This is a genomic window from Carnimonas nigrificans ATCC BAA-78 (assembly GCF_000526695.1).
Lineage (GTDB): Bacteria > Pseudomonadota > Gammaproteobacteria > Pseudomonadales > Halomonadaceae > Carnimonas > Carnimonas nigrificans.
Genome location: NZ_JAGO01000016.1, coordinates 59,522 through 85,648, shown reverse-complemented (window position 1 = coordinate 85,648; position 26,127 = coordinate 59,522). Strand labels below are relative to the sequence as shown.

At 57.2% G+C, this 26,127-nt stretch carries 21 protein-coding genes; 13 read left to right on the top strand and 8 right to left on the bottom strand.

The features are described 5' to 3' along the window. Window positions 1-72 precede the first annotated feature (72 nt). Both L881_RS14070 and L881_RS0111230 read right to left on the bottom strand, forming a co-directional pair. On the bottom strand, window positions 73-204 hold the full coding sequence (locus L881_RS14070) for a hypothetical protein (protein WP_281172189.1): 132 nt from the start codon (window positions 202-204) through the stop codon (window positions 73-75). A 289-nt stretch (window positions 205-493) separates the two neighbouring features. Continuing rightward, window positions 494-961, bottom strand: coding sequence for a DUF6314 family protein (locus L881_RS0111230; protein WP_156926554.1), 468 nt, complete (start codon window positions 959-961; stop codon window positions 494-496). A gap of 29 nt (window positions 962-990) precedes the next feature. Between L881_RS0111230 and L881_RS0111225 the strand changes: the two genes are divergently transcribed. The 10 genes from L881_RS0111225 to L881_RS0111175 all read left to right on the top strand — a co-directional run bounded on the left by L881_RS0111225 (window position 991) and on the right by L881_RS0111175 (window position 11,691). Beyond that, window positions 991-1,863, top strand: a complete 873-nt coding sequence (locus L881_RS0111225) for a DMT family transporter (protein WP_025733791.1) — start codon at window positions 991-993, stop codon at window positions 1,861-1,863. 81 nt (window positions 1,864-1,944) lie between these two features. Next, entirely contained in the window at window positions 1,945-2,841 is an 897-nt protein-coding gene (locus L881_RS0111220) for an NAD(+) kinase (protein ID WP_025733790.1), read from the top strand. 2 nt (window positions 2,842-2,843) lie between these two features. Beyond that, a complete protein-coding gene (locus L881_RS0111215) occupies window positions 2,844-3,824 on the top strand; it encodes a metallophosphoesterase (protein ID WP_025733789.1) in 981 nt (326 codons plus the stop codon). 18 nt (window positions 3,825-3,842) lie between these two features. Next, window positions 3,843-4,727, top strand: coding sequence for a rhomboid family intramembrane serine protease (locus L881_RS0111210; protein ID WP_025733788.1), 885 nt, complete (start codon window positions 3,843-3,845; stop codon window positions 4,725-4,727). After that, window positions 4,724-5,005: a YeaC family protein gene (locus L881_RS0111205; RefSeq protein WP_025733787.1), complete on the top strand. Its 282-nt coding sequence runs from the start codon at window positions 4,724-4,726 to the stop codon at window positions 5,003-5,005. The genes L881_RS0111210 and L881_RS0111205 overlap by 4 nt, the downstream gene beginning before the upstream one ends. Further along, on the top strand, window positions 5,002-5,835 hold the full coding sequence (locus L881_RS0111200; protein WP_245587971.1) for a DUF2797 domain-containing protein: 834 nt from the start codon (window positions 5,002-5,004) through the stop codon (window positions 5,833-5,835). Before L881_RS0111205 ends, L881_RS0111200 begins: the two co-directional genes overlap by 4 nt. A gap of 50 nt (window positions 5,836-5,885) precedes the next feature. Further along, window positions 5,886-6,353 carry a GNAT family N-acetyltransferase gene (locus L881_RS0111195; RefSeq protein ID WP_025733785.1) on the top strand — a complete coding sequence of 156 codons (468 nt, stop codon included), beginning with the start codon at window positions 5,886-5,888 and terminating at the stop codon, window positions 6,351-6,353. 215 nt (window positions 6,354-6,568) lie between these two features. Next, a complete protein-coding gene (pepN, locus tag L881_RS0111190; protein ID WP_025733784.1) occupies window positions 6,569-9,211 on the top strand; it encodes an aminopeptidase N in 2,643 nt (880 codons plus the stop codon). Window positions 9,212-9,614: 403 nt separating this feature from the next. Then, window positions 9,615-10,592 (top strand): DUF1852 domain-containing protein, encoded by a 978-nt coding sequence (locus tag L881_RS0111180; protein WP_025733783.1) that lies wholly within the window; start codon window positions 9,615-9,617, stop codon window positions 10,590-10,592. Between the two features lie 58 nt (window positions 10,593-10,650). Next, the gene (locus L881_RS0111175) at window positions 10,651-11,691 is read left to right on the top strand and encodes a methionine synthase (RefSeq protein WP_025733782.1); all 1,041 of its coding nucleotides are present in this window, start codon (window positions 10,651-10,653) and stop codon (window positions 11,689-11,691) included. A gap of 96 nt (window positions 11,692-11,787) precedes the next feature. Here L881_RS0111175 and L881_RS0111170 read toward each other — a convergent pair whose 3' ends face one another. From L881_RS0111170 to nfo, 3 genes are all read right to left on the bottom strand, one after another. After that, window positions 11,788-12,270, bottom strand: coding sequence for an Lrp/AsnC family transcriptional regulator (locus tag L881_RS0111170; protein ID WP_025733781.1), 483 nt, complete (start codon window positions 12,268-12,270; stop codon window positions 11,788-11,790). 129 nt (window positions 12,271-12,399) lie between these two features. Continuing rightward, complete coding sequence (locus L881_RS0111165; protein WP_025733780.1) at window positions 12,400-12,687, bottom strand: hypothetical protein; 288 nt, start codon at window positions 12,685-12,687, stop codon at window positions 12,400-12,402. Between the two features lie 10 nt (window positions 12,688-12,697). Beyond that, window positions 12,698-13,588, bottom strand: a complete 891-nt coding sequence (gene nfo, locus L881_RS0111160; RefSeq protein WP_025733779.1) for a deoxyribonuclease IV — start codon at window positions 13,586-13,588, stop codon at window positions 12,698-12,700. A 657-nt stretch (window positions 13,589-14,245) separates the two neighbouring features. Between nfo and L881_RS0111155 the strand changes: the two genes are divergently transcribed. From L881_RS0111155 to L881_RS0111140, 3 genes are all read left to right on the top strand, one after another. After that, the gene (locus L881_RS0111155) at window positions 14,246-15,838 is read left to right on the top strand and encodes a glucan biosynthesis protein G (protein WP_245587970.1); all 1,593 of its coding nucleotides are present in this window, start codon (window positions 14,246-14,248) and stop codon (window positions 15,836-15,838) included. Then, entirely contained in the window at window positions 15,831-18,332 is a 2,502-nt protein-coding gene (gene mdoH, locus L881_RS0111150) for a glucans biosynthesis glucosyltransferase MdoH (protein ID WP_051464880.1), read from the top strand. Before L881_RS0111155 ends, mdoH begins: the two co-directional genes overlap by 8 nt. A gap of 623 nt (window positions 18,333-18,955) precedes the next feature. Beyond that, window positions 18,956-21,055, top strand: a complete 2,100-nt coding sequence (locus tag L881_RS0111140) for a M13 family metallopeptidase (protein WP_025733775.1) — start codon at window positions 18,956-18,958, stop codon at window positions 21,053-21,055. A gap of 180 nt (window positions 21,056-21,235) precedes the next feature. Here L881_RS0111140 and L881_RS0111135 read toward each other — a convergent pair whose 3' ends face one another. The 3 genes from L881_RS0111135 to gcvH form a co-directional block, all read right to left on the bottom strand. Beyond that, a complete protein-coding gene (locus tag L881_RS0111135) occupies window positions 21,236-22,468 on the bottom strand; it encodes a M20/M25/M40 family metallo-hydrolase (RefSeq protein ID WP_025733774.1) in 1,233 nt (410 codons plus the stop codon). 83 nt (window positions 22,469-22,551) lie between these two features. After that, the gene (gcvP, locus tag L881_RS0111130) at window positions 22,552-25,443 is read right to left on the bottom strand and encodes an aminomethyl-transferring glycine dehydrogenase (RefSeq protein WP_025733773.1); all 2,892 of its coding nucleotides are present in this window, start codon (window positions 25,441-25,443) and stop codon (window positions 22,552-22,554) included. A 133-nt stretch (window positions 25,444-25,576) separates the two neighbouring features. After that, a complete protein-coding gene (gene gcvH / locus L881_RS0111125) occupies window positions 25,577-25,966 on the bottom strand; it encodes a glycine cleavage system protein GcvH (protein ID WP_025733772.1) in 390 nt (129 codons plus the stop codon). Window positions 25,967-26,127: the final 161 nt, after the last annotated feature.

Here is a 26,127-nt window from a genome sequence, read left to right as displayed (position 1 = left end):
AGGCGTTTAGGATGAAGGCGTCGTGAAGATCATGTCAGGTCGAGGCAAACAGAGGGAATTGCGTAGAGCGTGTTATGCAGTGGGGCGTGTGCAGTAAAAGACAAGTGAGACCATGGCGCCAAGGCCCATGCCTACCGGGATATTATCCATCATGGCACCGGTAATGCCTCCCGCGCATACACCGATCAAGAGTGTTGTTAACATGGTAACTCCGCTTTCCATTAACAGACTAACATTATAGTCTTATTACGTTTTGTTTTAAATAATAATCAAAAAGTTCGGTGGTTTTGACCGAAGCAAACAGGAAGGAATAGCGAACCGCGAGGCGAATAATCTGCGTGGAATCAGCCGCTTCAGCACTTTGATCTTTCGCCGGAGAAGAGCACCCCAGCGTGTCTGAGAAGCGCAAAAGCGCGCCAATGTCATATGGGACAATGGCGATGAAGGGGAATTGAGCCACTAGCGGTGAGGGGGCAGTGGCTCAAGCGCGCCGCTAGCGGTAGTGGTATTCGAGGTACTCGTTTTTACGCGGCCCTTCGATTTTCCAGCACAGCATAAAACCGGGCTGGGTCAGGGCAAGTCGGGCTGCGTAGGTATCATCACCGCAGGGGTGCGGGTGGCGGCTTATCAAGCGTTCACTGTCGCTTGGATCTTCGACCAGATCGAATAGCCATACGGCGTTCTCCTGGCCGCGCCGTTCATGATGAAGACGAATGAAGTCGCTGTACCAGGTCAAGCGATAGTGATTGGTAAAAGGAACCGACGGTTGTCCTTCCAGCGCGAATTCGCCCTGTTCCTCCAGGCGCACCACGCGACGCTCTTCTTCCAGCGACGAATGCACGGTAACGCGCCCGCTGCCATGTCCGTCCCACCCGGTACGTGAGCCGCTAAGCGTGCGAGCGGAAAATTCCAATTGCGAAATGCTGTTGATCTCGATTCCCAAGCGTATAATTGCAGTCAACTTTCTTTTCTCTAATAGGTTAACCAGGGATGGTGTATTTAATAGCCGTAACGATCCTGTGGTCGTTTTCGTTCAGTTTAATCAATGTATACCTGTCGTCGAGTGTGGACAGCTATTTTGCTGTAATGATTCGTATTTTGCTCGCGCTGGTACTGTTTTTACCCTTCTTGCGGCCACGCCGCACTCCGCTCAAGACGGCGCTGGGGCTGATGGGGGTAGGGGCCATCCAGATCGGCGCGATGAGCATTTTTGTCTATCAGGCATTTACGCTGCTGAGCGTCCCCGAAGTGCTGCTCTTCACGGTGCTGACGCCGCTCTATGTGACGCTGTTTGATGATGCTCTGGCGCGCCGTTTTTCCGGCTTTCATCTGGCAACCGCCGCCATTGCGGTAACCGGTGCGCTGCTGATTGCCTCCTTCGACGTTAAACCAGGCTTCTGGAACGGTTTTGTGGTGGTGCAGCTCTCGAACCTCTGTTTTGCCGTGGGGCAGGTGGCCTACCGGCGCTTGCCTGGGCTGGCCGATAGCCGTCATGGGCACAAGGGGGCGTTACAGCAGTTCGGGTGGTTCTACGTTGGTGCAGCAGTGCTGCTGGTGCCGGCGTGGCTGCTGTTGGGGGACTGGACACGTTTGCCTACCACCTCAGTCCAGTGGGGCGTGCTGGCATGGCTGGGGCTGATCGCGTCGGGGCTGGGCTATTATTTCTGGAATGAGGGGGCGCGTCGCGTGGATGCCGGTACTCTGGCTATCATGAATGAGGCGCTGAAACCGGCGGGGCTGGCGGTCAATGTCTTGATCTGGAATCACGATACGGACCCATGGCGGCTGGCGCTTTGCAGTGTCGTCATTTGCGGGGCGCTGGCGCTCAATTTATGGGGCGGTCGCCGTCGGCGTACTGCCTAGATCATCTGCCGGGCCGTTGGCGCGGCGGTATGTGATCGGCATAATGGGCGCTATGACCGTTTTGATGAGCGAACTTCCAGCATGATGCAATTTCCTACTGTCGGGATTATTGGGCGGCCCGGTAGCCAGCATATAGAAGCCTCACTGCGCTGGCTTGTCAGTTTTTTGCGCGAACGGGGCCATCAGGTGGTGCTCGAAAGCGGGGTGGCGACGCTATTGCAGGATGACAGCAGCGGTACGGTAGAAGGGGTTAGCTGTGCGCCGCTCGATACCCTGGGCCAGCACTGTGATGTAGCGATCGTGCTGGGGGGCGATGGCAGTCTGCTGGGGGCTGGTCGGGCGCTGTGTGCTAGTCACACGCCGATTATCGGCGTCAATGGCGGGCGGGTAGGGTTTTTGACTGATATTCCCGCCGATGAAATGGAGCCACGCCTGACCGATATACTCAACGGGCATTACGACCGTGAGCAGCGCCTGCTGCTCGATAGCCGGATTGAGCGCAACGGTAAAGAGGTTTCCTACGGTCTGGCGCTGAATGATGTGGTGGTGCACGCTGGACAGGTGGCGCGCTTGATCGAGTTCGATCTCTATATTGATGACCAGTTTGTCTACCGCCAGCGCTCCGATGGCCTGATTATTGCCACGCCTACGGGTTCAACCGCTTATGGATTGTCGGCGGGTGGGCCTATTCTGCATCCTTCTCTGGACGCTCTGGCGCTGGTGCCGATGTGTCCGCATACGCTGTCGAGTCGGCCGCTGGTGGTCTCTGCGGCCAGCCGCATTCGGCTCGATATCTGCGCAAATATTGAGCAGCATCCCTCCATCGCCTGTGATGGGCAGTCGGTACGCACGGCTCAGGTGGGCGATTCCCTGCATATTACACGTAACCCCAGCTATCTTGAGCTGCTGCACCCGAAAGGGCATAGCTTCTATGAAAGCTGTCGCAGCAAGCTCGGCTGGACCCAGCATGGCCGGTGACTATGCTGCCATCTGCTGAAGCCATTGATGTTATCGGGGATATTCACGGCTGTGCCACGCTGCTCAAGCGCCTGCTCGACCGCCTGGGCTATCGGCGCAATCGCGATGGCGTGTGGCATCACCCTCAGCGGCGCGTGCTGTTTCTGGGAGATCTGATCGACCGCGGGCCGGAAATCGTGGAAACCGTCGAGATTGCACGCGCCATGGCGGAGCAGGGGCACGCCACCGTGCTGCTGGGTAATCATGAAATCAGTGCGCTGACAGCCTTCTTTCTGCGCGATGAACGGCGGGTGCCACGGATTCACAAGGAGACCGTCGAGCAATACCGCAACTGCCCCGAGCGCTGGCGGGATACCCTGAAATGGCTGCTCGAATGCCCGCTGTGCATCGACGGGGGCAGCTATCGTGCGGTACACGCCTGCTGGGATGCGACGCTGGCCGAGCGTTTTCTTGACCATCACCCGGATGGGCGCATTGATCGCCATATGCTGATGCGTGCCTGCGATCCCCAGAGCTTCTCCCATATGCTGTTTGGCCGACTTACCCGTGGGCCGCAGCTTGCACTGCCCGATGACCGCTCCATGACATCACGGGATGGCGTGACGCGGCGCACCTTCCGCACCAGCTTTTGGGCCTGCAAGCCGCGCTGCTATCAGGATGTGCTCTTTCAGCCTGATCCGCTGCCCCCTGATATTGCGCAGCGCCCCCTGGATGATGCCAGCAAGCGCCGCCTGGTCTTTTATGGCCCCGATCAGCCTCCGCTGTTCTTCGGCCACTACTGGCGTCAGGGGCGCCCCGAGCTGATCAGCGATAACCTCGCCTGTCTTGATTACAGCGGCGTTAAGGGTGGTCACTTGGTGGCGTATCGTTTCGACGGTGAAGCGCGCCTGAGCGCCGACAAGCTGGTGTGGGTATCGGTAGATGACCCCGCTGATATTGGCGCCAGCAAGGCCGATATGCAGTGCAGCCAGATATGCCAATAATGCTGCCAAGGAACCTTTATGCAGACTCCCGTGTTGCGCTTCGCCCCTGATGTTGATTTAGCTCCGCTCAGGCAAGCGTTGTGGCAGTCGCACATTACCCACGATTTTCGAGCATCCGACGAGTGGCAGCTTGTTATTCTGAGCGACCCCAAACGTTATCAGGATGCCATTGCACTGATTGAGCGCTGGCAGGCGGGGGAGCCGCTGCTGGCACGGCTTCCAAAACGCAGTATCGGAGAAGCATCGCCACTCGTTCAGGCGCTGCTGGCGGTGCCGGTAACGTCGCTGCTGATCGTTGCCTCTCTGGTGGTGTATGGCTTGCTGCAACTGTCCGGCGATAGCGTATTGCAGGCGCTCTCCATCGTGCCCCTCGATAGCATGGGGCAGCCGCAGGCGACGCTTTTGGACACCATCAGAAGTGGCGGCTGGTGGCGTTTGGTGACGCCTGCCCTGATGCATTTTTCGCTGCTGCATCTGTTCAGCAACCTGATCTGGGTATGGGTGTTTGGCCGTCAGCTTGAGCTACGTGCAGGGCGTATTCATCTACTGGTGCTCACTGTGCTGATGGCGCTGTTATCGAATCTGGCTCAATACGCCACCGAAGGGCCGCTGTTTGGCGGCATGTCGGGAGTGGTGTTCGGCTATCTGGGCTATATGTGGCTGCTGAACCAGTTACGCCCCGCGTGGCGGTTTTTTGTGCCAACGGTGCTGCTGCTGTTTATGCTGGCGTGGCTGGTACTCGGCTTCACTCCGCTCACCGCTATGCTGGGGCTGGGCGTGATGGCCAACTGGGCGCATTTGGCAGGTTTGTGCGCTGGTATTGTTGCCGCGCTGATGCTGCATTTTATCGTGAGAGCACAGCCGCGCGACGCTGATGCTTCTCAATCCAGGAGTTCCCAATGAGTGATATGACCTTCGATGATCTGGCGGGGCAAATGACGCCCGCGACCCATCTGGCGCTTAAGCAGGCGGTGGAGCTGCGCAAGTGGCCCGATGGCCGTAAGCTGAGCCGGGAGCAGCTTGAGCTGTGCCTTGAGGCGATCATCAAGTACGAAAATACCCATCAGTTCGAGGAAGAAGAGCGCACGGGCTATATTGATCGCAGCCGCCATCCGCAGCAGGATCAGCTTCACTCGGAAGCCAGCGATGACGGTGACGATATCAAGTGGGTCAAGCAGTGACACTGCAAGGCCATGCACGCAAGCTCGATATCACGGCTGCCGACAACCATAGCGTGGCGGAGTACCGGCTGCCTCTGGGGGAGCATTCGATTGACTTGAATGCGCTGCTGGGTCAGCGCATCAGACTGCGCCATCTGGGGGAGATTTGCTGTGTCTCTTGCGGCAAGCGCACCAACAAAAGCTTCTCGCAGGGCCACTGCTGGTACTGCTTCACCCATCTGGCGCGCTGTGACCGCTGCATGATGGCGCCTGAACAGTGTCACTATTTTCAGGGCACCTGCCGCGAGCCTGAGTGGGGCGAACGCCACTGCTTTGCTCCTCATATCGTCTATCTGGCGGCGAGCGCATCGCTCAAGGTAGGCATTACCAAGCCTTCGCAGATGCCGGTGCGCTGGCTCGATCAGGGCGCGAGTCAGGCGTTGCCGATTTTCACGGTGGCCTCGCGCCAGCAGTCCGGCATGATCGAGGACCTTTTGCGCAGCGCCGTCTCTGATCGCACGCCCTGGCAACGCATGCTGAAGGGCGAGCAGCTTGATGTTGATCTGGCGGCCACCGCAATTCAACTGCGCGAGCGTTTTCGCGATGGCTTGCAGGCCCTGCACGAGCGCTTCGGGGAAGGGGCCATTACTCCCTACCATGACACCCAGGCGTGGCACTTTCACTATCCTGTTCTCGCCGCGCCAACGAAGGTCAAATCCATTGATCTTGAACGCACACCGCTGCTTGAAGGCACCTTGCTGGGGATGAAGGGGCAGTACCTGATTCTCGATAGCGGCGTGATCAATGTGCGCCGTTTTCAAGGCTATCTGCTTGAGTTTGATGCCGCCTGATGAACCCATCACCTTCCTTATCTGCCATAAGCGCTAGCGCTCTTTCCTCCATGGTCATTCGTCAGGCGCAGCTCTCCGATCTTGATGAGCTGGAAGAGCTTGAATTCGACTGCTTCGAGGATGACGTTGCCTTCTCGCGTAGCCAGTGGCGTCACCTGCTGACGCGAGCCAACGCCATGACGCTGGTGGTCGAAAGTGCCGGCCAACAAGCGCTCTCCGGCCAATACCTGTGGGGCTACGCGATGCTGCTGCTGCGTCGTAATAGCCGCAAGGCACGCCTCTATTCGCTCTGCGTTGATCCCAGGGCGCAGCGCCAGGGGCTGGCTCGGCAGCTTCTCCATGCGGCTGAAAACGCCGCAATCGCACAAGGCTGCACCAGCGCCATGCTGGAAGTGCGCGCCGATAATCGTGCTGCACTGGCCCTGTATCGGCGGCTGGGCTGGCTGCCGCAAGGCTGGATTGAGCATTACTACAGCGACGGCTGTGCGGCGTGGCGCATGATCAAGCCGCTGGGCTGAGGGGAGAAAGGCTCTCCCATAGGTGAGGGAAGCGCCCTGACCGCAAGCAGCCTCATTCTTCTCTATTCTCTCTCGGTGTCACTCTTCTTGTGCCCCTTCAATAGCCTGCCGAAAGACTTAGGATGCACGCCAGGCTCAAGACCTGCGTTCAACTGCTGAATCCCTTATGATGGCAGCATCATTGTGCATTGCTGCATTTATCAAGGGAGGCTTGGATGTCCGAACCGCGCACTATCTATCTGAAGGATTATCAGCCACCGGCCTACTGGGTGGATGAGGTTCGCCTTAAATTTGTGCTTGATGACCACGATACCCGCGTGCACGCCACGCTCTCCGTGCGCCACAATCCGGCGCGAGAAACAGGGCTGCCACTGCGCCTTTATGGTGTCGATCTAACGTTGCACGCCATTGCTGTCGATGGTCAGCCGCTTGAAGAGGGGCGCGATTATCGTATCGAGGGGGAGACCCTTGATGTGTTGAGGGTGGCGGAGCGTTTTGAGCTGACCACCGAAGTGAGTATTGATCCGGCTGGCAATACGGCGCTGGAAGGGCTGTACCGTTCCAGCTCCATGTTCTGCACCCAGTGCGAGCCGGAAGGCTTCCGCCGCATCACCTGGTATCCCGATCATCCTGATGTGATGGCAGCTTATACCGTTACCGTCGAAGGTGAACGTGCGTCGCTGCCGGTGCTGCTCTCCAACGGCAACCCGATCGAGTCCGGCGATCTGCCCAATGGTCGCCACTACGTGACCTGGCAGGACCCATTCCCCAAGCCCAGCTATCTGTTTGCGCTGGTGGCAGGGAATCTTGAGAAGCGTGAAGATCACTTCATCACCATGAGCGGTCGCAAGGTAACGCTGCAAATCTGGGTCGAGCAGCAGGACATCAACAAGACCGAGTTCGCCATGGGCGCACTCAAGCGCGCCATGCGCTGGGATGAAGAGACCTATGGCTGCGAGTACGATCTCGATCTCTTCATGATTGTGGCGGTCAGCGATTTCAATATGGGGGCGATGGAAAACAAGGGCCTCAATATCTTCAACAGCGCCGCGGTGCTGGCAAACCCCGAAACGGCGACCGACGCTGCCTTTCAGCGCATTGAAGGCATTATTGCCCACGAATATTTCCATAACTGGTCGGGGGATCGCGTGACCTGCCGTGACTGGTTCCAGCTAGCGCTGAAGGAGGGGCTGACCGTCTTCCGCGATCAATCCTTCTCGGCGGATATCAACTCGGCACCGGTCAAGCGCATTCAGGATGTCAATTTCCTGCGTACCCATCAGTTTGCCGAAGATGCCGGCCCGACCGCCCATCCGGTCAGGCCCGAGAGCTTTATCGAAATCTCGAACTTCTACACCCTGACCATTTATGAGAAGGGCGCTGAACTGGTGCGAATGCTCAAGCACCTGCTGGGGCCAACGGCCTATCGCAAAGGGACGGATCTCTACTTTTCGCGCTTTGATGGTCAAGCGGTGCGGGTAGAAGACTTTATCGACTCGCTGGCCGAAGCCGGTGAGATTGACCTTACCCAATTCATGCGCTGGTACGCTCAGGCGGGCACGCCGGTGCTGGAGGTCAGCGATGAGTATGATGCAGCGGCGCAGCAATACCGCTTGACCGTGCGGCAACACACGCCCGCCACACCGGGGCAGCCCGCCGATACCAAACAGCCGCTGCATATACCGCTGCGGCTTGGCTTGCTCAGTGAGCAGGGCGAAGCGCTGGCGCTGACGGTGGATGGCAAGGTGCTGGGCACCGATACGGTGGTCGAGCTGCGTGATGCTGAACACACTTTCGTGTTTGAGCAGATTCCGAGCCGCCCTGTGCCGTCACTGCTGCGTGGTTTTTCGGCACCTGTTCAGCTTCAGTATGACTATTCCCCCGCGGCGCTGGCGCTGCTGATGAAGTATGACGAAGATGGCTTCAACCGCTGGGACGCCGGGCAGCAGCTCATGCGGCGCGCCATTGAGTCAGCCATGAGCGCCATTCAGCAGCAACAGACTCCAACTCTTGATCCACTGCTGGCGGATGTGGTGGCGGCGCTGGTGTCAACGCCAAGTGATGACAACGCAGTGCTGGCCGAAATGCTCACCCTGCCTAGTGAGCAGTATGTGGCGAGTTTCCAGCAGCGTATTGATATTGATGCCATTCATCAGGCGCGCAATTTTGTATATCAAGCGCTGGGCGATACCTTTTACGCGGAATTTCTTGCGCTTTACCGTCAGCATCAGAGCGATGCGCCCTATGTGCCGGACTTTGAACAGAGTGCGCAGCGAGCGATCAAGAGTGTGGCGCTGGGTTATCTCTGCGCCAACGGTCGCGATGAAGGGCTTGAGCTGGCGCGTCAGCAGTTTGACGCGGATGCCAACATGACCGATGTGCGGGCAGCCATGACGCTGCTGGTGCATAGCGATAACCGCGAGCAGGCCGATCATGCCGTGAAGCGCTTCGGCGAGCAGTGGCGTCACGACTCGTTGGTGATGGATGCCTGGTTTGGCATTCAGGTGACTCGCCCGCAGCCCGATGTGCTTGATCGCGTGAAATTCCTGATGCAGCATCCTGCCTTCTCGCTGAAGAACCCCAACAAGGTGAGGGCGCTGGTAGGGGCGTTTGCCACCAATCGGGTCAACTTCCACCGCATTGATGGCGCGGGCTATCAGCTTCTGGCCGATGTCGTGATTGAGCTGAATCGCCTGAATCCTGAAATTGCCGCGCGGATGGTGGTGCCATTAACGCGCTACCAACGCCTTGATGAAGAGCGCCAGCAGTTGATGCGCGAGCAGCTTGAACGCATTCGTCGTGAGCCGCTGTCGCGAAATCTGTTTGAAATCGTCGAGAAGGCGTTGAGCGCAGCCTGATGTGGCTCACTCTGGCTGGCAGTGAGTAGGCCACGCCAGAGTAATATAAGAAGGATGAAGTGAGAGAAAGCGCCGTATCGAATGAGTCGATGCGGCGCTTTTTATGTGCTGGCGTCTGTCAGCGCTTGGGCGTAGCACCATGGCATGAAGCGCATTCCGAGAGGTATCAGGCGACTGTTGGTACGCTCGCTGTCACTGCCTGAATTCAAATCATGAAATACATTCACTTTGTTTTGAGGATAAATCATTTTTTCTCATGTTCGTGGGGCTGTATAAAGAACCCATCACGACTGTTCAGCGATGCTCGCCCTGTCAGCAGGAGGTGGCACAACGGATGCCGGAGCAAAAAAGCGCCCGAAACAGTTGGAACGATTTCTGATATAAGCAGAGGCCCTTGGCTGACATGAATAACGGCATCACTTTCAGCGTGAATACGGTTCGCTTCGATGAACACTATGTGCCCGCTGATCACACCCGCATTACCACCAATTTTGCCAACCTTGCACGAGGCGAGAGCCGCCAGGCCAATCTGCGCAATACGCTCGCGATGGTCAATCATCGCTTTAATGAGCTGGCGCACTGGGATAATCCTAACGGTGATCGTTACTCTGTGGAGCTGGATATTCTCTCGGTAGATGCTGACATTGAAGGGAAGGGAGAGACCTTCCCTATTATTGAAACCTTGAAAACCACCATTCACGATCGCCTTAACGATCAGCGTCTGGAAGGTATGGTGGGCAATAATTTCTCTTCTTACGTGCGTGATTATGATTTCAGCGTAGTGCTGCTGGAACATAACAAGGACAAAGAGCAGTTCAGCATTCCCGATAACTTTGGCGATTTGCACGGCAAACTGTTCGACAGCTTTATACACTCATCCACCTATCGGGAGCATTTCAGCAAGCCGCCGGTGATTTGCCTGAGTGTATCGAGTACCAAAACCTATCATCGCACCGAGAATTATCACCCGATTCTGGGAGTGGAATATCGTCAGGATGAGTTTTCACTGACGGATCATTATTTCGCCCAAATGGGGCTGAAAATTCGCTATTTCATGCCACCCAATGGCGTAGCGCCACTGGCGTTCTATTTCCGCGGTGATTTGTTGAGTGATTACTCCAATCTTGAGCTGATTAGCGCCATCAGCACCATGGAAACCTTCCAGCGTATTTATCGCCCCGAGATTTATAACGCCAATGCAGCGGCCAGCAAGTGTTTCCAGCCCAGCCTCGATCATCAGGATTTTTCGCTGACCCGCATTGTTTATGATCGCGAGGAGCGCAGTCAGTTGGCGGTGCAGCAGGGAAGATTTACCGAAGAGCAGTTTATCAAGCCGTATCAGCGGGTACTCGATCAGTGGGCCAGCGATTACACGATTTGATCGAGCAACAGTGACAGCATTATCCAGAATAGAACTCTCCGGCACAGGATTATCTAGCGTGAAAAGCCATCGTGAAAAGCTATTACCGACAGCCACGGCAGGCAGTCTACCCAAACCCGTCTGGCTCGCCGAGCCTGAAAAACTCTGGTCTCCCTGGAAGTTGCAGGGCGATGTACTGACCGCAGGCAAGCAGGACGCCTTGCGTTTGGTGCTGCAAGAGCAGGAGCTGGCGGGCATTGATATTGTCAGCGACGGCGAACAGACCCGGCAGCACTTCGTGACCACCTTTATTGAGCACCTTAACGGTGTTGATTTTGAAAAGCGCGAAACGGTACGTATTCGCAACCGTTACGATGCGAGTGTGCCGAGTGTGGTGGGCGAGGTTTCCCGTCAGCAGCCGGTGTTTGTCGAAGATGCCAAATACCTGCGCCAGCTGACCCGTAAGCCGATCAAATGGGCGCTGCCTGGCCCCATGACCATGATTGATACCCTCTACGATGGTCACTACAAGAGCCGCCAAAAGCTGGCATGGGAATTTGCCACTATTCTCAATCAGGAAGCGAAAGAGCTGGAAGCGGCTGGCGTAGATATCATTCAGTTTGACGAGCCTGCCTTCAATGTGTTCTTCGATGAAGTCAATGACTGGGGCATCGAGACCCTTGAGCGCGCCATCGACGGCCTTAAATGCGAGACCGCCGTGCATATCTGCTATGGCTACGGTATCAAGGCGAACACGGACTGGAAGAAAACGCTGGGGAATGAGTGGCGCCAGTACGAAGAGGTCTTCCCCAAACTGCAACGCTCGGCTATCGACATGGTATCGCTGGAGTGCCAGAACTCCCATGTGCCCATGGAGCTGATCGAATTGCTGCGCGGCAAGAAAGTGATGGTAGGGGCCATTGATGTGGCAACCCACACCGTTGAAACACCGCAGGAGGTGGCCGATACCCTGCGCAAGGCGCTACAGTTTGTGGATGCGGACAAGCTGTATCCATGCACTAACTGTGGCATGGCACCGCTGCCGGGCAAGGTGGCAAGCGCCAAGCTCAAGGCGCTGAGCGCCGGTGCTGAGATTGTGCGTCAGGAGCTTGAAGGGTAACGGATTTCACGGATTGGTGTCGCATTGAAATAAACGACCCCGCAAGGTTGGCCAACCTTGCGGGGTCGTTTATTTGCAAAATAGCGGGTTGAAGGGTTATTCCAGCGGCAGAGGATTGTCGAACACCTTGCGCAGTACGAAACTGGACTGCACGCCGGTAACGCCTTCGATACGGGTGATTCGGTTCAACAGCAGGTCGTGGTAGTCGTCCATATCGCGCACCGTGACCTTAAGCTGATAGTCGGCTTCCTGACCGGTGACCAGCAGCACCTCGATGACATGGGGCAGCTCGGCAATTTTCTTTTCGAACTGGGCGAAGCGTTCGGGGGTGTGCTCATCCATGGAAATATACAGCAGCGCCATCAGCTTCAAGCCCAGCTGCTTGGCGCTGACTTCAGCACGATAGCCGCTGATCAGGCCGCTCTCTTCAAGCGCACGAACACGCCTGAGACAAGGGGATGGTGAAAGGCCAATACGGTCGGCAAGCTCCTGGTTGCTGATGCGCCCATCGCGCTGTAGTACTTCAAGAATTCTACGGTCGTATCTGTCTAGCGAAAAAGTGGGCTCAGCCGGGTTCATTCTACTCTCCTGAAATCTTATGTCGTATTTTGTTTTTATTGTGCAATAAACTACTGCGCATTTAGCCATTGAAACCGTTTTAACGCAACATTCGAAATACGCTGAGCACTGTTTCGAGCATTGTCGGCCTCAGTGGGTCACAAAACCGAGCAGACTTACCCCAATCAATAGCCAGATGATGCCGCCGATAAACGCCTTCCCGATCAACTGGCGAATGCCTTTGATCACCAGCGCGATGCCAATAATGGCGATGACGATACTGAAAATCGAGTGACCAACGCCCAGCTCATCGCCCAGGCCGCCGGCAAATCCTTTGAAGCTATCGCCAACAGAGGAGAAGAGAGCCTGAAACAACTCGATCAACGTGCGTAAAACAGCGCCAATGGCTGCGCCTATCTGAGCAAAAAAATCGTGCATGAAGTGTCCACTATGGTGAGGGTAAAGGGCGCTTTTGTGATGACCAGGCGTCAGCGCTGGGGGTAAGCTGCGCGTTCATCCAGCTAATCTCTTCGGGCCAGCGTGCCGGCTCGACGGTTTCCAGAATCATCGGAAGCTGATCGAGGCGCGTATCGCTGATAAAGGCACCGATGCCCTCCAGCCCAATGTTGCCATCTCCCAGGCTGTCGTGACGATCGACGCGGCTACCGAGAGCACTTTTGGCGTCGTTGACATGAAGCGCTTTCAGAAACTCCATGCCGACAATACGCTCGAAGTCATCCCACACCCGAGCGGCGCCAGCGGTAGAGGTAAGCTCGTAGCCGGCTGCAAAGGCGTGGCAGGTATCAATACAGACGCCTACCCGCTCCTTGTTCTCGACTTGATCAATAATTTCGGCAAGCTGCTCAAAACTATAGCCAAGGTTGCTGCCTTGACCAGCAGTATTTTCAATGACTGCCGTGGTGAAGGCGGTGCGCTCCAGCGCCTGATTAATGGATTCGGCGATCAGTGTCAGCGACTGGCTGGGCGATAGCCTGCGCAGATGGCTGCCCGGGTGAAAGTTGACCAAATGGATGCCCAGCTGTTCGGCGCGTTCAAGTTCGTCGATAAAGGCCGCGCGCGATTTTTCCAGTGCCGCGCTATCGGGATGGCCCAGATTAATCAGATAGCTGGCATGGGGAAGGATTTGTCGAGGGCCAAAGCCGTGCTGATCGCAGGCTTCCTTAAAGGCTTCGATCTGGGCGGGGTCAAGCGGTTTGGCGTGCCACTGGCGCTGATTCTTGGTGAACAGCGCGAAGGCGTTGGCGCCAATCTCTACGGCGCGGCCAATGGTATTGGCAACGCCGCCAGCGGCGCTGACGTGGGCTCCGGTGTAGTTCATGCCAATAATGTCCTGTCGCGTAGTAACTGGTTGAAATAGCGCTTAGTTTAACAAAGGCGCTGGCAATCCCACCATCATGGCCCTGACACCACGGCCCTGGCAGCCTTCCTTGTGGGAAATCAATGTCGTAGGGAGCGCAGGGGAGGCAGAAATGCCATGCCAGCCCTCACGCCATCAGGTTTTGCAGATAGACAGGCATGCCTGATGCTGTACCTGATGGGCGTGTATTGGGTAACACCGTCTTTGCAGCCTGTATTAACTGTGTAAACCAACGTTGTCGCGACTGGCATTTATAAAGGCAGCACGTCATTATGCTGAACTGTTTAACAGTGTCTGCTCTCCCCATGATGATGCGGCCAGCGAATTTAATGGAAGGGTAGCGGTGGGTATATAAGGCAGACCCGCTGCTGGGAAGTTCAGCGGTTGGCAATAACGCGCTGTTATTGGCAGCGGCAGTTCTGGCGGTAGTCGTGTTGAGGGTTATTTCTCGCTACTCAAGTGAAAGTGGCCCTTTGATGCTGTACCGTCGCTGCCGATATATGCCACTTGCTCTTTGCGTCTGGCTAGAGCAACTGAATTTGGTTGTCTGATCCGCTACAATAAAATGCATCAACGTGGCGGCAGCCTTGGTTTTCAGTTAAGGAGTTTTACGTGCCTGTGCACATTCAATCTTATCAAGTTGGCCCTAAACGTCGTCGGCAAACGCGAATCGCGGCGCTGTGCGTTGGGCTGGCCGGTTTTTTTAGCGCCCAGCTGGCTTTTGCCTTCAATTTCGAAGATGTTGCCGATCAGGCGCGCAGCTTGTCGCAGGAAAGTTATTCCGCTCCTTCCAGCAATCTTCCCGATAGTCTCAAGCAGCTCGATTTCAAGCATTATTCCGATATTCAATTCAAGCCTGATGCGTCGCTGTGGCGCAGCGAAGACTTGCCCTTTGATATTGGTTTCTTCCATCAGGGCATGCGTTATGACACGCCGGTCAAGATCAATCAGGTGGATGAAGGGCAGGTAGAACCCCTTACCTACAGCCCTGACCAGTTCAACTTCGGCGATAGCGGTGTTGACCCTTCCAGCCTTCAGGATGTGGACGGCTACGCTGGTTTTCGCGTTAACCACAAGCTCACCGGCAACAGCAAGCAAGAGATGATGGTGTTCCTGGGCGCCAGCTATTTCCGTGCCATTGGCGGCAATCAGCGCTACGGCAGCTCCGGTCGCGGTGTAGCGATCAATACCGCTCTGTCATCCGGTGAGGAATTCCCGCGCTTCAAGGAGTTCTGGATCGCCAAGCCGAAGAAGGATGATCCTTATCTGGTCATTTATGCGCTGCTCGACTCCAGAAGCATGACCGGTGCCTATCGCTTTGTCGTGCGCCCTGGTGCCGACACCGTGGTGGATGTGCGCTCCGAGCTGTTCCTGCGTAATAGCGTCGAGAAGATCGGTATTGCGCCCCTGACCAGCATGTACCTGTTCAGCCCGGCGCAGCCGACCTCGCAGGTCAATTATCGTCCTGCTATTCACGATGCCGATGGTCTGGCGATTCAGACGGCCAACGATAACGGTGAGGATCAGTGGCAGTGGCGTCAGTTGGCGAATCCGCAGCGCTTGAACATTTCCGACATTCCGGTTGATAGATTGCGCGGCTTTGGATTGCTGCAAAGCAGCCATAACTTTGCCAACTATCAGGATCTCAACGATCGCTATGAGCTGCGTCCCAGCCTCTGGATCAAACCATTGGAAAACTGGGGCAAGGGCAATGTCGAGCTGGTCGAGATTCCTACGCCGGATGAGACCAACGACAACATCGTTGCGTACTGGAAGCCTGATGCTGATCTGCCGGTAGGCGAGCCGATCAACTTCAACTACCGCATGGTGGCAACCAGAAACGAACAGCGCCTGAAAAACCCGGATCTGGCCTGGGTTGACCAGACCCGTCGCTCGGTGGGTGAGACCACTCAGGATAACCTGGTGCGCAAGGCGGATGGTTCTACTGCCTATATCGTCGATTTCAAGGGGCCGAACCTCAAGGATCTGGATGCCAACAGCGGTGTGAGCGTTGAAGCGAGCGCAGGCGACAACGGTAATATTGTTGATCGTCAGGTGCTGCGTAATCCGGTCAGTGATGGTTTCCGCGTTATCCTGAAAGTTACGGCGAAGGATGCGTCGAAGCCGGTTGAGATGAATGCGTTCATCAAGGATGGCACCGGCCGTCGTCTATCTGAAACCTGGAGCATGGTGCAGCAACCTCATGACTGACATTTCCGCATCCGCCGATAATGCCGCTGCGCTTTATCTGCAGCGTCTTGCTCAGCAGGCGAATGATCGCGCCGAGGCTGAAACACTGCAACGTGAAGCGGCATCGGTTGAGACATTCGAGCAGGTACAGCAAACCCTGGCGGGTGGCGAGCTGAATGCCGCCGACCCGGCCAGCGCTTCGGTGCTCAAGCGTATTGAAATTGCCTACGGTGCCACGCCATTGGCACCGCCAGGCGTGCTGCGTACCGACCCAGCAGGGCGCGCCCAGCTGCTAACACTGCCGCCCATCAATCGTCTGCCGATGGGCCCCAAGCCGTGGACGACCGGCGTTTTCGCCCGCATGATCAAAGGGGTGCAGCTTCGTCGCGGCAAGGTCAGCCCATGGCGCAGCAAGCGTGAGTCCACCGATCGCCCGTCACGCCCACGCTGGCGTATTGTCGGTAGCATTCGCCGCTGGATTCTGCTGTTTCTGGTGATTGCCCAGAGCGCGCTGGCGGTCAGCTATATGTCTACCATCCTGCCCAATCGCGGCAGTACAGCGCTTGAAATGACCAATATGGTGTTTTTCGCGGTGCTGTTTGCCTGGGTGTCGTCAGGCTTCTGGACAGCATTGATGGGTTTCTATCAGCTGTTGACTGGCCGTGATCGTTATTCGATCAATGCGAAATCCATTCCCGACGATGCGCCCATTGCGGCAGAAGCGAAGACAGCGCTGCTGATGCCGATTTTCAATGAGGATGTCAATCGCGTTTTCGCGGGACTGAAAGCGACCTATCTGTCGCTCAAGGACGCTGGCAAGCTCGATCACTTCGACATCTATATCTGTAGTGACTCCGCCGACCCCGATACCTGTGTTGCGGAACAGACCGCGTGGTTGCGGCTATGCCGCGAAGTGGATGGCTTTGATAACATCTTCTACCGCCGTCGTCGTCGCAGGGTCAAACGCAAGAGCGGTAACCTTGATGACTGGCTGCGCCGCTATGGTGCCAACTACCGCTATATGCTGGTACTGGACGCGGACAGTGTCATGACCAGCGCGTGTCTGACACGTCTGGTGCAGTTGATGGAAGCCAACCCCAACGCCGGTCTGATTCAGAGTGCGCCGGTCGCAGCGGGGGCAACCAACCTCTATGCGCGCCTTCAGCAGTTTGCCTCCAAGGTATACGGGCCGCTGTTTACTGCGGGCCTGCACTTCTGGCAGCTGGGTGAGTCGCACTACTGGGGCCATAACGCGATCATTCGCGTCGATCCTTTCATGCGCTATTGCTCGCTGGCACCGCTGCCCGGCAAAGGCTCGTTGGCCGGTGAAATTCTTTCTCACGACTTCGTGGAAGCTGCATTGATGCGGCGCGCTGGCTATGGCGTGTGGATCGCCTATGACCTGCCGGGTTCCTACGAAGAGCTGCCGCCTAACCTGTTGGAAGAGTTGCAGCGTGACCAGCGCTGGTGCCACGGCAACCTGATGAACGTGCGCCTGCTGTTCGTGAAAGGCATGCACCCGGTTCACCGCGCGGTATTTGTAACCGGCGTGATGTCCTATCTGTCGGCACCGCTGTGGTTTATCTTCCTGCTGCTCTCGACGGCGATGCTGGCCGTGTCTACCTTCTCGACGCCCCAGTACTTCACCCAGCCGATGCAGCTATTCCCGAGCTGGCCCGAGTGGCATCCATGGCGTGCGGTGGGGCTTTTCAGTACCACGCTCACGCTGTTGTTCCTGCCCAAGATTCTTAGCGTGCTGTTGATCGCTTGCAAGGGCGCGGATCAATATGGCGGACGGCTGCGTCTGTTCGTGAGCATGGTGATCGAGTCGCTCTTCTCGATGCTGCTGGCGCCGGTGCGTATGCTGTTTCACACCAAGTTCGTCTTTGGTGCGCTGTTTGGCATCAAGGCCAAATGGAAGTCGCCCGACCGTGCCGGCGGTGAAACCAGTTGGGGAGATGCGGCCAAGCGTCATATGGGACAAACCCTGCTGGGCATTGTCTGGATTCTGGTGGTGCTGTGGCTCGATCCGCGCTTTTTGATGTGGCTATCACCTATTGTCGGGGCGCTGGTGCTGTCGATTCCGGTGTCGGTCATTTCCAGCCGCGTCAATCTTGGCATTGGTGCGCGCAATCGCCGTCTGTTCCTGACGCCCGATGAAGCGCATCCTGCTCGCGTGCTGCGACGCACCTGGAAGTTCAATCAGCTTGGCCGCGAGCGCGGGCTTGGCCCCAGCTTCGTTGACAGTGTGGTATCGCCGGTCGCCAATGCCGTCGCGTGCGCCATGGGCTTTGCCCGCCACCGTGAGTCGGAGCTGCTGAATGCGCGGCGCCAGGAGATCGTGCGTCAGGCGCTGGCCGCTGGGCCTGAGCGCTTTCCTGCACCGCTCAAGGTCGCGCTGCTGGATGATCCGGTGATGCTGTCACGGCTGCACTATGCCGTATGGAATCGCCGCGCCCAGTACCCCAGTTGGGTGGATGCAGCAGGCCCTGAAAGTGCTGCTACCAGGCCCTGAGTAATGCAGAGCCTTGCATGACCCATCAAACCGCTGTTGCCGAGGCAATGGCGGTTTTTTATGAGAGGGCCAATGGAAAGGGACAAGGAGAGAGGCAATGGCCTGACTGCTGCACTGGCATTGCAGTCGAACTATCTTCGCGCAATAAACATGTTCAATCTGTTGCCAGATGGCGTGCGCTACTGGCAGGACGCTCAAGGTGCTATGGCGTGCAACCGCTGGGTGCTTTATAAGGGGCACAGAGGAAGGAATACTCGCCGCTGACTGGTGCAAAACGTGCCCGACCATGCGGTAACACCGTTTATCCAAAACAAGAGGAACGATGCTTCCTTGACTGCTCCTCTCCCTGAAGGAAGGGAATTCCTGTTTCACAGAGGATTGCCCGAGGGAAATGGCCTGGTTATCGCCGCAAATGTCCCGAGAGGAGATTTTTACGGTGGTGAGCCAACCTCACGTCCCCCACATCCTCTCCGCAGGCTTAACATCCCGACAGCCCGTCGGTAGGTCAAAAAGACAACCAAAGGATAGCCAACCAAAACGGAGGAAGCGAGATACTGGGCAGCCTGATGGCTGCGCGCTATCCCTCCCCGCACTAAAAGTACGGGGGTTCTCGCGCAAAACTGATGAGCGCTTTTTTCATTAAACGCACGGCGCTGGGCGCTGCCATTGCACTGACCATGGCGGGGTGCCAAAGCCATTCCGGGAGTAATGGCATGGCCGATCAGCCGATTTCGCAAAGTTCGGTGGACTATCACATTGATCAGCAGAAGCTGCCGGCGCTTATCCAGTTCTCTCCCGACGATCTGGATGAACGGCTGAGTGCCTGTACCGACCTGAATGCCTACGTTAACCAGAAATGGATTGATAAAGCGGAGATTCCGTCGGATCGGCCCCGTTGGGGCGCTTTTGATTCACTGGCTGAACGCTCGCTGGGGATTCAGCGGCAGATCGCTGAGCAGGCTGGCGCGGCTGATAATGCCGCAGGCGTTGACAAGCTGCTGCACGATTTCTGGCGGTCGGGCATGAATGAAGCCCACATCAATCAATTGGGGATTACCCCGATCAAGGGGGAGCTGGCTGCCATTGACGGATTGTCATCTTCAGCGGAGGTGGTGCAGCTACTCGAAGATCGCTTGCAGGAGGGCGATGGCCTGCTATTCGATATGGGGGCCAGCTCTGACTTCAAGAATCCCAAACGCAATATTCTCTATATTGATACCGGCGGTCTGGGCCTGCCGGATAAAAACTATTACACCGACGCCCGTCACGCCGATGACCTGAACGCCTATCAGGCGTATCTGGCGAGGCTGCTCAGGCTCTCCGGTACAGAAGCACGCCAGGCGGCCTTGCAGGCAGAGCAGGTGGTGGCGCTGGAGAAACGGCTTGCCAGGGTATCCTACTCCCAGGAACAGCAGTCGCGGGATGCTTCGCTGGCCTATAATCCTATCAGCGTGAGCGCCGCCGATACGCTGACGCCGCATATCAAGTGGACCACTCTGTTGCAGCGGCTGAATGTCGATACGCAGGATAAGGTATCGCTGGTGAACCCTGAGTTTTTCAAGGCGCTCGATCATGAGCTTGCGTCAACGCCTGTCGAGGTATGGAAGGCGTACCTGAAGGCGCACACCTTGAATGATGCTTCTTCCTATCTGAGCGATGATTTCGCCAATGCGCGCTTCGATTTCTATGGCAAGGTACTGAGCGGTCAGAAGCAGATTACGCCGCGCTGGAAGCGGGTGCTGAGCCAGATCAATGATTCCGTGGGGCAGGCCATGGGGCAACGCTATGTAGAAGTTGCCTTCCCCGGTGATGCCAAGGCCAGGATTCAGACGCTGGTGGGCAATCTATCCGAGGCGTTGAAAGCGCGTATCGAAGCGGCTGACTGGATGAGTGATGAGACCAAGGCGCGCGCCATCGAGAAATGGAAGGCGTTCACCCCACGCGTTGGCTATCCCGACAAATGGCGTGACTGGTCGGGGCTGACTACGTCAGACGGCGATTATCTAGCCAATATCCGTGCCGCGCAGCGCTTCAACTTCAAGTGGGATCTGGCCAAGGTAGGGCAGCCGGTAGACCCCAACGATTGGGGAATGACCCCGCAAACGGTCAATGCCTACTACAATCCGTTAGCCAATGAAGTGGTATTCCCTGCCGCCATTTTGCAGCCGCCATTCTTCGACCCTAATGCTGATATCGCCTTCAACTATGGCGGCATTGGAGCGGTGATCGGTCACGAAATGACCCACGGCTTCGACGATCAGGGCGCTCGCTTTGGCCCCCATGGCAATTTCGAGAACTGGTGGACGCCTGCGGACAAGAAGCACTTTGATGCGCTGGCGCAAGGATTGGTCGAGCAGTTCGATCACTACAAGGTCAATGGACAGCCGGTGAACGGTCATCTGACGCTTGGTGAAAACATCGCTGATCTGGGCGGGCTGAATACTGCCTATGACGCGCTGCAAAAAGCGAAAGCAGGGCAGCCGGACCCCATGGTGGGCGGCCATAGCCGTGATGAAAACTTCTTCTTCAACTTTGCCACCGTCTGGCGTTTCAAGGCGCTGCCGCAGTATCAACGCATGCTGCTGACCGTTGACCCCCATGCGCCCACCTCGCTGCGTGCGATTGGCGCACCTTCCAACATGCAAGGTTTTGCTGATACCTTCCAATGCAAGCCTGGCGATCAAATGGTGCGCAGCGGCAAGCAGCGTGTGCAAATCTGGTAATGCGGGCGATACATTAACGACGCTGTACTGATTGATAAGGCTCGGGAAACACTTCCGGGCCTTTTGTTTGTGGTACTGCTGTCGGAGGGCTGTTCCTCGCGTATCTTGAGCGGCCTGTCATAAAAAACGCTCTGCCGAACTATCAGCAGAGCGTTGGATGATTGCTCGATACGCTGGGTATCAGGGCTTATTGCTTCCCTGATGAGTAAGCGTGGTGACTTCATCAAGGCGCACATGCCCATCGGTGAAGGCGGCGCGGGCATCGGGCAGCGTATCCAGTAGCTGGATCGTGCGGGTCAAGGCGTGAATGGCCGCGACCAGATCACGGGTGTTGCCGGTTTCCGAGATGGTGTGCATGTTTCTGATCGGAAAGCCTACCGAGGTGGCGGCGCTATCCACGGAAGCCAGCGCGGCGGCCATGCCGTCGGTGCCGGTATCGCGACCGGTAACATCAAGCTGCATCGGGATATTGTGCTCGTTGGCGGCCTTCTGGATGAAGTGGTTCAGGGTGGTGCTGGTGACTGCACCGACTGCCAGGGTGAAGCCTTTGCCCATTTCCAGCGGCTGTACGCGCTTGTCGCCAATGCCGGGTGCGGCCACATAGTCGTGGTTGACATCGACACCGACCACCGCGTCAGGTTTGAAGCTGCCGGCCAGCACGCGACTGCCAAAGCGCCCGATCTCTTCATGGGTCGCCATGGCAAACAGTACACGTACCTTGTCAGTACCGCCTGCTTCCGCGATTAAGCGCGCCACCTCTGCGGTGACATAGCAGCCGAGACCGTTATCGAGATAGGCACCATAGAAGGTGTCGGGGCTAAAGCCGCGCTTCACAGGGCGGTTGAAAATGATCGAATCACCAGGGCGAATACCCAGATTCAGCACCTGCTGCTTCTTGTTTTCGCCCCAGATTTGCAGGTCAACGTAGATCTGTTCCTTGCGAATACCGCGTTCGCCGCTGCGTGTGGCTGCATCGGCAAAGTGAATCGCGCCCAGCGCCTCGACGGTGCCGCCATCTATGCGGCGGTACTGGCCGGGCTGCTGTGGATCTTCGCTGAAAAGCGAGACTTCATGGCCGACCAGCACATTAGGCAGCATCGAGTCAGTATTGACCCAGATCTTGCCATCTTCGCCAATCGAGCGAACCTGCATACGAATCTTGTCTGCGTGCCCAATCAGCATGATCGAAAACAGATCATCGCGCCCAGGGTGGGTATCAAGCACGATCCCCGCGTTGCCCTTGAACTGATGAATGTGCCAATCATCCAGCTTGACGCTCTCCAGGCGTGGCTTCAGTACGCCGTAGGTCATGGCGCCTTCCAGACCTACCGGGCTTGGGGCTGCCAGAATTTCCTTGATCAGCTCAAACTGCTCGTCGGGCAGCGACTGTTGCCAGGGGGCGTTCTCACTCATGCTGTACTCCTGTTGTTGGGTGTCTCTGGCCGAGCGCTGCCGTGGCAGGCGCGGGCTTTGTAACGTGGCGCTGGCGCGTTTGCTCAGGCGTCGCGGTATGCCTCGGTGGGCGCGCAGCTACAGATTAAGTTGCGATCACCAAAAACGTTATCAACGCGGTTGACCGATGGCCAGAACTTGGCGTTGCGGGTCGCTTCGGTGGGGAAGCAGGCGGTGTCGCGCGAGTAGGGGGGATGCCACTCGCCGGCCAGGTCACGCTGGGTATGGGGCGCATTGACCAGAGGGTTATCGTCGGCGGGCCATTCGCCGTCTTCAACGCGCTTGATTTCCGCATGAATCGCCAGCATCGCGTCACAGAAGCGGTCAAGCTCGATCAATGCTTCCGATTCCGTCGGCTCGATCATCAGCGTGCCCGCTACCGGAAACGACATGGTGGGGGCATGGAAGCCGTAGTCCATCAAGCGCTTGGCGATATCCTCCTCGGAGATACCGCTGGTCGCCTTGAGCGGGCGGATGTCGATAATGCATTCGTGACCGACATGGCCGCCGCTACCGCGATAGAGCACGGGGTAGTGATCCTTGAGCCGCGCAGCGATGTAGTTGGCGTTGATAAGCGCCTGCTCGGTGGCCTTGCGTAGCCCTTCGCCGCCCATCATGGTGATGTAGGCCCAACTGATCGGCAGAATCGAGGCGCTGCCGAAAGCGGCAGCCGATACCGCATGGCTGCTGGCGTCGATACCGGTGAGCGGCGTGACCGCATGATTGGGCAGCCACGGGGCCAGATGCGCCTTGACGCCAATAGGCCCCATGCCGGGGCCGCCGCCGCCGTGAGGAATACAGAAGGTTTTGTGCAGGTTAAGGTGCGAGACATCACCGCCATAATCCCCCGGGCGGCAGAGGCCCACCTGCGCATTCATATTGGCACCATCAATATAAACCTGGCCGCCGCAACGATGCACGATATCGCAGGCTTCGCGCACATGGGCTTCAAACACCCCATGGGTGGAAGGGTAGGTAATCATGACCGCTGAAAGATGCTGCTGGTGCTGCTCTGCCTTGGTGCGCAAATCATCAAGATCAATATTGCCCTGAGCGTCGCACTCCACCACTACCACCTTGAGCTGTGCCATCGCGGCCGAGGCGGGGTTGGTGCCGTGCGCGGAGCTGGGAATCAGGCAGATATCGCGCTGGCCTTCGCCCTGCGCCTGCTGGTAGCGCCGAATGGCGATCAGCCCGGCATATTCACCCTGTGCCCCTGAATTTGGCTGCATCGACAGCGCATCGTAGCCGGTAATATCGAGCAGCGCCGTGGACAGCTCGTCGATCAGTTGGCCGTAGCCTTCCACCTGAGCGGCGGGGGCAAAGGGGTGAATATGCGCAAATTCCGGCCAGCTGATCGGGAGCATCTCGCTGGTGGCGTTGAGCTTCATGGTGCAGGAACTCAGCGGAATCATGGCGTGTGCCAGCGATAGATCCTTGTTCTCCAGCCGTTTCAGGTAGCGCAGCATCTCGGTTTCAGAACGGTAGCGCTGGAAGACCTGATGAGTCAGGTAGGGGGTATTGCGTAGCTCGCTGGCGGGCAGCGCAACGAGATCGCGCAGCTGCTGATCGAGGGTGGTAATGTCCAGCCCGTGACCTTCGCCAAGCAGCACGTCAAATAGCTGCTGAATATCCTGGGCCGAGGTGGTCTCATCAATGCTTATGCCGATGCCGCCATCGGTACGGTAGCGCAAGTTGATGCGGGCCTCTTCGGCGCGCTGTCTGATTGCCTCAAGATCAAGCCCATCCAGCGTTAGCGTGTCCACATAGTGGGCGTGGCGCAACTGTATACCGTGAGAGCTAACGCCGTGACCGAGGATATGCGCCAGGCGATATACCCGATTGGCGATATTCGCAATGCCTTCAGCGCCATGATAAACGGCATAGAAACCCGCGATATTGGCGAGCAGCGCCTGAGCGGTACAGATATTGGAGGTCGCCTTTTCGCGACGAATATGCTGCTCGCGGGTTTGCATTGCCATGCGCAGCGCCGGTTGACCGTGACTATCGCGGGAAACGCCGATCACGCGCCCGGGCATGGCGCGCTTGAGTGAGTCGCTGACCGCTAAAAAGGCGGCATGAGGGCCACCAAAGCCCATCGGGACACCAAAACGCTGAGCCGATCCCAATACCACGTCGGCACCGCGCTGGCCGGGGGCTTCCAGCAGCGCCAGGCTCAATAGATCAGCCGCTATGCACGCCATGGCGTTTTGGTGATGCGCTGCTTCGATCAGTTCACCCTGTGCGCTCACTTCACCGCTTTCACTGGGGTAGGAGAATAGCGCACCAAAAACGTCGTAGCGGTTCAATTGATCCGGGCTGTCGATAATCAGCGTGAAGCCCAGATAGGTAGCGCGGGTGCGCAGTACGTCCAGGGTTTGGGGGAGCAGGTTGTCGGCAGCGAAGAAGGCGGTACATTTTTTGGCTTTTTTATTGCCTCGCGCGCATAGCGCCATCGCTTCGGCGGCAGCAGTGGCTTCATCGAGCAGTGAGGCATTTGCCAGCGGCATACCGGTGAAGTCGAGGATCATTTGCTGGAAGTTGAGCAGTGCTTCCAGCCGCCCCTGGCTGATTTCAGGCTGATAGGGGGTGTAGGCGGTGTACCAGCCAGGGTTTTCCAGCACATTGCGCGCGATCACCGGCGGCAGCACCGTGCCGTAATAGCCCATGCCAATGTAGCTCTTGAAGACCTGATTACGGCCAGCCATCTCTTTCAAATAACGTAGCGTGTCACGCTCGCTGCACGGCCCGTTCAGTGCCAGCGGGCGCTGTAGCCTGATATCTGCGGGAATGGTGTGATCCAGTAGCGCGTCAATGGATGGCTCGCCAATAGCGTTGAGCATGAGGGCGTTGTCAGAGGAGCCGGGGCCGTTGTGACGGCAAATGAAATCGTCCTGAGCGGCAAGCTCGGACAGTGCGCGAGTATCGAGGGGCATGGGCGTTCATTACCTGCTAGGGTGAAAACCGCCACCTGCGCCGCTCAGCGACAAGGCAGCGGACCCGAATAAGGAAGGGCGCGGCATTCGCAAATGCCGCCATCAAGGTATAGCGCCACGGCAGCTATAGCGCTTATTCGTTCTCGATCAGCTCAGCGTAAGCGGTTGCATCGAGCAGTTCGCCAATGGCATTGGTATCTTCCACTTTCAGCTTGAGCAGCCAGGCATCCCCATAAGGGCTGTCGTTGAGCTGTTCGGGCTGATCTTCAAGCGTATCGTTGACTTCCAGCACCTCTCCGCTCAGCGGTGCATACAAATCGGAGGCGGCCTTTACCGATTCCACAACGCCAAATTCCTCACCTATGCTCAGCGTAGCGCCCACTTCCGGCAGCTCAACGAAGACAACATCGCCGAGCGCCTGCTGCGCGTGGTCGGTAATACCAATCGTCACGGTGCCATCACCGTGATCAAGTATCCATTCATGGCTGTCAGAGTAACGGAGCTGCTGCGGGATTTCGCTCATTATGGAAGTCCAGTACTGAAGGTGTAAGTAATAGTGGATGGGGTTCGATTATGCCTGAGCAACGGGGGGCGGGAAAGCGCCCGCTGGTGCTGGCATGACTGAATAACACGCAGATTACGGCGAGCTGGTACACTCGTTGGGCCAACGTCATTTCGCTATTG

Bases quoted from the DNA above. Each gene is read 5' to 3' on its own strand.
- L881_RS14070 (WP_281172189.1), bottom strand. From the start codon at position 204: ATGTTAACAACACTCTTGATCGGTGTATGCGCGGGAGGCATTACCGGT.
- L881_RS0111225 (WP_025733791.1), top strand. From the start codon at position 991: ATGGTGTATTTAATAGCCGTAACGATCCTGTGGTCGTTTTCGTTCAGT.
- L881_RS0111220 (WP_025733790.1), top strand. From the start codon at position 1,945: ATGATGCAATTTCCTACTGTCGGGATTATTGGGCGGCCCGGTAGCCAG.
- L881_RS0111215 (WP_025733789.1), top strand. From the start codon at position 2,844: ATGCTGCCATCTGCTGAAGCCATTGATGTTATCGGGGATATTCACGGC.
- L881_RS0111210 (WP_025733788.1), top strand. From the start codon at position 3,843: ATGCAGACTCCCGTGTTGCGCTTCGCCCCTGATGTTGATTTAGCTCCG.
- L881_RS0111205 (WP_025733787.1), top strand. From the start codon at position 4,724: ATGAGTGATATGACCTTCGATGATCTGGCGGGGCAAATGACGCCCGCG.
- L881_RS0111195 (WP_025733785.1), top strand. From the start codon at position 5,886: ATGGTCATTCGTCAGGCGCAGCTCTCCGATCTTGATGAGCTGGAAGAG.
- pepN (WP_025733784.1), top strand. From the start codon at position 6,569: ATGTCCGAACCGCGCACTATCTATCTGAAGGATTATCAGCCACCGGCC.
- L881_RS0111180 (WP_025733783.1), top strand. From the start codon at position 9,615: ATGAATAACGGCATCACTTTCAGCGTGAATACGGTTCGCTTCGATGAA.
- L881_RS0111170 (WP_025733781.1), bottom strand. From the start codon at position 12,270: ATGAACCCGGCTGAGCCCACTTTTTCGCTAGACAGATACGACCGTAGA.
- L881_RS0111165 (WP_025733780.1), bottom strand. From the start codon at position 12,687: ATGCACGATTTTTTTGCTCAGATAGGCGCAGCCATTGGCGCTGTTTTA.
- nfo (WP_025733779.1), bottom strand. From the start codon at position 13,588: ATGAACTACACCGGAGCCCACGTCAGCGCCGCTGGCGGCGTTGCCAAT.
- mdoH (WP_051464880.1), top strand. From the start codon at position 15,831: ATGACTGACATTTCCGCATCCGCCGATAATGCCGCTGCGCTTTATCTG.
- L881_RS0111140 (WP_025733775.1), top strand. From the start codon at position 18,956: ATGAGCGCTTTTTTCATTAAACGCACGGCGCTGGGCGCTGCCATTGCA.
- L881_RS0111135 (WP_025733774.1), bottom strand. From the start codon at position 22,468: ATGAGTGAGAACGCCCCCTGGCAACAGTCGCTGCCCGACGAGCAGTTT.
- gcvP (WP_025733773.1), bottom strand. From the start codon at position 25,443: ATGCCCCTCGATACTCGCGCACTGTCCGAGCTTGCCGCTCAGGACGAT.
- gcvH (WP_025733772.1), bottom strand. From the start codon at position 25,966: ATGAGCGAAATCCCGCAGCAGCTCCGTTACTCTGACAGCCATGAATGG.